Below are 2,175 nucleotides of genomic sequence, written 5' to 3' on the forward strand. Positions count from 1 at the left end.
GGAGGATTTCAACAAACAGCCACAGAAAAAACAGACCAGGGTTGCTCCGGTACTAGGGCCAGTAAAGGCAATCCTAGATGAATGGATTAAAGAGGACATGAAAAAGAAAAAGAAGTTTCGTAGAACTGCTAAGAGAATGTGGGACTTGTTAAAAGATAACCATGGGTTTGAAGGCTCTGACCGAACCGTACGGGATTATGTTTCCTTGAGAAAGAGAGAGTTCCTTAACGAGGCTGATGAGGCAGCTCTTCCACTAGAATCTGTCCCAGGGACAGCTCAAGTAGATTTTGGAGAAGCACCATTCATTTACGGAGGAGAAGAAATCGTTTTGCCATACCTTGTGGTTTCATTCCCTTCCAGTAACGCCTTTTATTTTCAAGTCTTTCCTTCCCAAAACAAGGAGTGTTTCCTAGAAGGAATGAAAAGAGTTTTTCACCATATGGGAGGAGTGCCAAAGGCCATACGTTTTGACAATCTTTCCCCTGCCGTTAAGAAAGTCCTGCCAAAGGGGGAACGGCAATTAACAGAGGAGTTCCAAAACTTCGTTCTTCATTACGGTTTCGAATGTGAATTCTGCAATCCCAATAGCGGAAACGAGAAAGGCCACGTCGAGGCAATGGTCAAGTATGTCCGGAATAATTTCCTCCTGCCAGGACTCCATGTCATCGAGCTGGACGAGCTAAATAAAGAACTATGGACCAAGGCAGAGAAAGACCGTGAAAGAAAGCATTATCAAAAGGAATGGACAATCTCAGAGCTTTTTGAGGAAGATAGGAAGTCCTTCCTCTTATTGCCGGCAAAAGAATATGAATGTGTTAGGTACGAGAAGCTGAAAGCCGATAAATATGGTTATATTAAGGTGGACCTCAACTTATATTCAACCTCACCAAGATATGCGCTAAGCAAAGTACTGGTTAAAATTTCATATAACAAAGTGGAAATCTTAAACGAAGATAACCAGCTTGTTGTCAGTCACTCCCGTTTATACGGTCAATATCGGAAGTCTATGAAGTGGCAGCCGTATTTAAACTTGATGGCCAAACGGCCTATGGCACTTAAATATACTAGTTTCTATGATCAGCTTCCGGAAGAATGGAAGAACTATTTTGGGTCCTGCACAGTTGCCGAAAAACCGGAGGCACTAAAACTATTAGCGATGATTTTAAAGGACCATGATTTCGATGTCATTACAAAAGCCCTAGTAATAGCTTCCGAACATGGGCATCCATCCGTGGATGCGATTAAACAAGTATTCTATCAACTTATCAACGGCCGTGGAATCCGAAATGAAATAAAGCCTAAAATTCCCCTGCCTAGACTACCAGAAGTCACCAGAGGCCTAAACCATTATGACCAGCTTCATAAAGGAGTGGACGCATAATGAATGACCTAATTAAATCCTATGCGAAACGACTGAAGCTTAGCTGGATCAAGGAGCATTATCAAGAAGTGGAAGGCTCGGATAATCAAGAGTATTTGCTTAAGCTCTTTGAAGCCGAAATTCAGCAACGTGAAGAGCGACGGGTTAACCTTCTGTTAACCCAGGCTACACTTCCTAAAGTAAAAGGAAAGCCATTTGAGTGGAATGAGATTCAGATTCCGGCAGGAATGACAAAGGAGACCCTGCTGAATTGTGAGTTTGTGGAAAATCAGGAGAATGCCATTTTTTATGGAGGAGTAGGTGTCGGTAAAACCTATTTAGCCACGTTGATTGGTTTGAATGCCATACATAAGTTTGGCAAGTCAGTAAAGTTCTATACAGTTGCAGGGTTAGTAAATAGGCTTCTCGATGCGAACGAAAAAGGAACATTGCCAAGACTGTTTAAGCAAATTGAAAAACTAGATTTATTAATCCTTGATGAACTGGGTTATATCCCTTTGCATAAACAAGGTGGAGAGCTATTATTTCAAGTAATTTCAATGTGTTATGAGACCAAAAGCATCATTATTACAACCAACCTGCAGTTCGGTCAGTGGAACCACGTTTTTGGTGATCCGATTTTGACGGAGGCAGTCATTGACCGGCTGATCCACCATTCTCATCTGGTGGTATTTAACGGCGACAGTCATCGCTATAAGGAGTCATTATTACAAAACTAGCAATATCGTTGACGAGTGGTTTGAATGGATACATTTTTATCTGCCGTTTTGAACATTTTTTGCTTGCCAAATACA

General features: G+C 41.6%; 2 protein-coding genes. Both read left to right on the forward strand.

What is annotated here, in order from left to right; genetic code table 11:
• Nucleotides 1-1,381: IS21 family transposase (gene istA / locus BMX30_RS23130; protein ID WP_139195437.1), on the forward strand; the 1,381-nt coding region annotated here is incomplete at its 5' end.
• The gene (gene istB, locus BMX30_RS23135; RefSeq protein WP_090750688.1) at nt 1,381-2,100 is read left to right on the forward strand and encodes an IS21-like element helper ATPase IstB; all 720 of its coding nucleotides are present in this window, start codon (nt 1,381-1,383) and stop codon (nt 2,098-2,100) included. The genes istA and istB, both read left to right, overlap by 1 nt.
• Nucleotides 2,101-2,175 lie beyond the last annotated feature (75 nt).

The organism is Mesobacillus persicus (genome assembly GCF_900109925.1).
Classification (GTDB): domain Bacteria; phylum Bacillota; class Bacilli; order Bacillales; family Cytobacillaceae; genus Mesobacillus_B; species Mesobacillus_B persicus.

Excerpts from the sequence above, each read along its gene's own strand:
- istB (WP_090750688.1), top strand. The coding sequence starts at position 1,381 with ATGAATGACCTAATTAAATCCTATGCGAAACGACTGAAGCTTAGCTGG.